Annotated in this window: 3 protein-coding genes; all 3 read left to right on the top strand. The window is 70.0% G+C overall.

Annotated elements, in window-relative coordinates:
• A partial coding sequence (locus G6020_RS06825) for an SDR family oxidoreductase (protein ID WP_182610104.1) occupies positions 1–646 on the top strand: 646 nt, incomplete at its 5' end.
• Positions 647–685: 39 nt separating this feature from the next.
• Positions 686–1,891, top strand: coding sequence for an acyl-CoA dehydrogenase family protein (locus tag G6020_RS06820; protein ID WP_182610103.1), 1,206 nt, complete (start codon positions 686–688; stop codon positions 1,889–1,891).
• 73 nt (positions 1,892–1,964) lie between these two features.
• Positions 1,965–3,107 (top strand): thiolase family protein, encoded by a 1,143-nt coding sequence (locus G6020_RS06815; RefSeq protein ID WP_179525666.1) that lies wholly within the window; start codon positions 1,965–1,967, stop codon positions 3,105–3,107.
• Positions 3,108–3,333 lie beyond the last annotated feature (226 nt).

Here is a 3,333-nt window from a genome sequence, read left to right as displayed (position 1 = left end):
CCTGGCCGCCCGCCGACGGGAGCGCCTCGACGCACTCGCCGAGGAGCTCCGCGCGGCCGGCGGAACGGCGTCGACGGTGGCCTGTGACGTCGCGGACCCCGAGGCGTGTGCGGCCATGGTCCGCTCGGCCATGGACTCCCACGGGCGGATCGACGTCCTGGTCAACAACGCCGGCATCGGCACCGCCGTGCCCGCGCTCAAGGAGACCCCGGAGCAGTTCCGGGGCGTGGTGGACGTCAACCTCCACGGCGCCTACTGGGCGGCCAAGGAGTGCGCGACCGTCATGGAGCCCGGCTCGAGCATCGTCAACGTGGCCAGCGTGCTCGGCCTGACCGCAGGATTCGCCCCGCAGGCCGCCTACTCCGCCTCCAAGGCGGCCGTCCTGGGACTGACCCGGGACCTGGCGGCCCAGTGGGGGAGCCGGCGGGGGATCCGCGTCAACGCGCTCGCCCCCGGGTACTTCGCCTCGGAGATGACCGACGAGATCCCCGAGACGATGCTCGCCGACATCACCGGACGCACGATCTTCGGTCGGCTCGGTCTGCAACCGGAGCTCGACTCCGCCCTTCTCTTCCTCGCCTCCGACGCCTCGTCGTTCATCACCGGGTCGACCCTCACCGTCGACGGCGGCATGACCCTTCACTAGTCCTCGACCTCACCAGTTCTCGACCCAGGAGACATCACGATGGAATTCGCGCACAGTCAGCGCAGCGTCGAGCTGCAGGAGAACATGTGGGAGTTCATGCGCGAGCATGTGTTCCCCGCCGAGCCGGTGTGGGCCGAGTACCTGCGCACGCACGGCGACCACGAACACCCGCCCGTCATGGAGGACCTCAAGGCGGAGGCGCGGCGTCGCGGGCTGTGGAACCTCTTCCTGCCGGAGTGGTCCGGCATCTCCAATCTCGAGTTCGCGGCGGTCTCGGAGATCTCCGGTTGGTCGCCGGTGATCGCCCCCGAGGCCATCAACTCGCAGGCGCCCGACACCGGGAACATGGAGACCTTCCACCTGTTCGGGACCGACGAGCAGAAGGCCGCGTACCTCGAGCCGCTCAAGGAGGGCAGGATCCGGTCGGCCTACGCCATGACCGAGCCCGACGTGGCCTCCTCCGATGCGACGAACATCCAGACCGTCATCCGCCGCGAGGGCGACGAGTACGTGATCAACGGCCGCAAGTGGTGGATCACGGGAGTGGCAGACGAGCGCTGCGAGATCTTCATCGTCATGGGCAAGACGGACGAGACCGCCGAGACGCACCGTCAGCAGTCGATGGTCCTGGTCCCGCGCGGTACCCCGGGGCTCACCATCGAGCGCAACCTCCCGCTGTTCGGCTACCAGGACCAGCACGGTCACTGCGAGCTCGTCTTCTCGGACGTCCGGGTGCCGGCGTCGAACCTGCTCGGCGAGGAGGGTGCCGGTTTCGCGATCGCGCAGGCGCGTCTCGGGCCGGGCCGCATCCACCACGCCATGCGCGCCATCGGGATGGCCGAGCGGGCCCTGGCCCTGATGGTCGACCGCGCCAAGTCGCGGCACGCCTTCGGCGGGTACCTGTCCGAGCAGGGCGTGGTCCAGGAGCACATCGCCAACTCCCGCATCGAGATCGACCAGGCACGCCTGCAGGTCCAGCACTGCGCGTGGATGATCGACACCGTCGGCGCCAAGGAGGCCCGGTTCGAGATCTCGGCCATCAAGGTGATCGCGCCGCAGGTCGCGTGCACCGTGATCGACCGGGCGATCGAGGTCTTCGGTGGGGCCGGTGTCTCGGACGACACCCCTCTCGCCTACTTCTACGCCTGGGCGCGGGCCCTGAGGATCGTCGACGGCCCGGACGCCGTGCATCGCCGCACCATCGCGCGCGGCGAGCTCAGGCGCACGCCGCCGTACGTCGGCTGAACGTGATGCGCAACACTGACAAGACCCGGTCGGACGAGACCGGATACACACCGTTCCAGAGAGGGACACGCACATGGGTGCAGTGATCGTGGAGGCCGTGCGAAGCGCGGTGGGCAAGCGCAAGGGTGGACTGGCCGGGGTGCATCCGGCCGATCTGTCGGGCACGGTGCTGAACGCTCTGGTCGAGCGCGCCGGGGTCGACCCGGGGATCGTGGAGGACGTGATCTGGGGGTGCGTGACCCAGGCCGGCGAGCAGACCGGGGACATCGCGCGTACCGCAGTGCTTTCCGCCGGGTGGCCCGAGACCGTCACCGGCGTGACCATCGACCGCCAGTGCGGTTCCTCGCAGCAGGCGCTGAGCTTCGCCGTCGCGGTGGTCGAATCCGGTTACCACGACGTGGTGGTGGCCGGCGGCGTCGAGTCCATGACCCGTCAGCCGATGGGCAGCTCGATCACCGGCGAGGGCATCCCGTACGGGCAGGACTTCCTGGGCCGCTACGACGGCACCATGCCCAACCAGGGCGTCGGCGCCGAGATGATCGCCGAGCGGTGGGGGCTGTCCCGCACGCAGCTCGACGAGTTCGCCGTGGCCTCGCACGAGAAGGCCGCCGCCGCGCAGGACGCCGGGTTCTTCGCCGGGCACATCGTCCCGGTGACCACCCCGGACGGGGTCTTCGATGCTGACCAGGGCATCCGCCGGGGCAGCACCGTCGAGGGGCTGGCCGGGCTCAAGACCCCGTTCAAGTCCGACGGCGTGATCCACGCCGGCAACGCCTCGCAGATCTCGGACGGATCCGCCGCGATCCTGGTGATGAGCGAGGAGGCCGCCGCCAGGTATGGCTGCACGCCGATCGCGCGTGTCCACACCGCCACGCTCGCCGGCGACGATCCGGTCATCATGCTCACCGCCCCGATCCCGGCCACGGCCAAGGCTCTCGAGCGCTCCGGGTTGACGATCGACGACATCGGGGTGTTCGAGGTCAACGAGGCCTTCGCCTCGGTGCCGATGGCGTGGCTCGCCGAGACCGGCGCCGACCCGGCCAAGCTCAACCCCAACGGTGGCGCGATCGCCCTCGGCCACCCGCTCGGCGGCTCCGGGGCCCGCATCATGACGGACATGGTCCACCACATGAAGGCGAACGGCATCAGGTACGGCCTGCAGACGATGTGCGAGGGCGGCGGCCAGGCCAACGCCACCATCATCGAACTGCTCTGACGGCCTGGCATCGAACTGCTCTGACGGCCCAGGATCGAACTGCTCTGACGGCCCAGCATCCCCAGCCGGCGTGCATCCGCGCGAGCGGCTGGCCGGTGACTCACAGCCGCCCCCCGCGATGAACTCCGGCCTGCGCATCTGCGCACGCCAGACGCCATCGTCGGGGGCGGCTGCGTTGTGGGCGTACGTGCGCGCGTGCGGATGCCCGGCGAGGGGGGCGTCCCGG

Origin of the sequence: Dietzia sp. B19, from assembly GCF_014145155.1 — a bacterium.
In the GTDB taxonomy this organism is placed as follows: domain Bacteria; phylum Actinomycetota; class Actinomycetes; order Mycobacteriales; family Mycobacteriaceae; genus Dietzia; species Dietzia natronolimnaea.
This window is presented reverse-complemented; position numbering and strand designations above follow the sequence as displayed.

Bases quoted from the DNA above. Each gene is read 5' to 3' on its own strand.
- G6020_RS06820 (WP_182610103.1), top strand. From the start codon at position 686: ATGGAATTCGCGCACAGTCAGCGCAGCGTCGAGCTGCAGGAGAACATG.
- G6020_RS06815 (WP_179525666.1), top strand. From the start codon at position 1,965: ATGGGTGCAGTGATCGTGGAGGCCGTGCGAAGCGCGGTGGGCAAGCGC.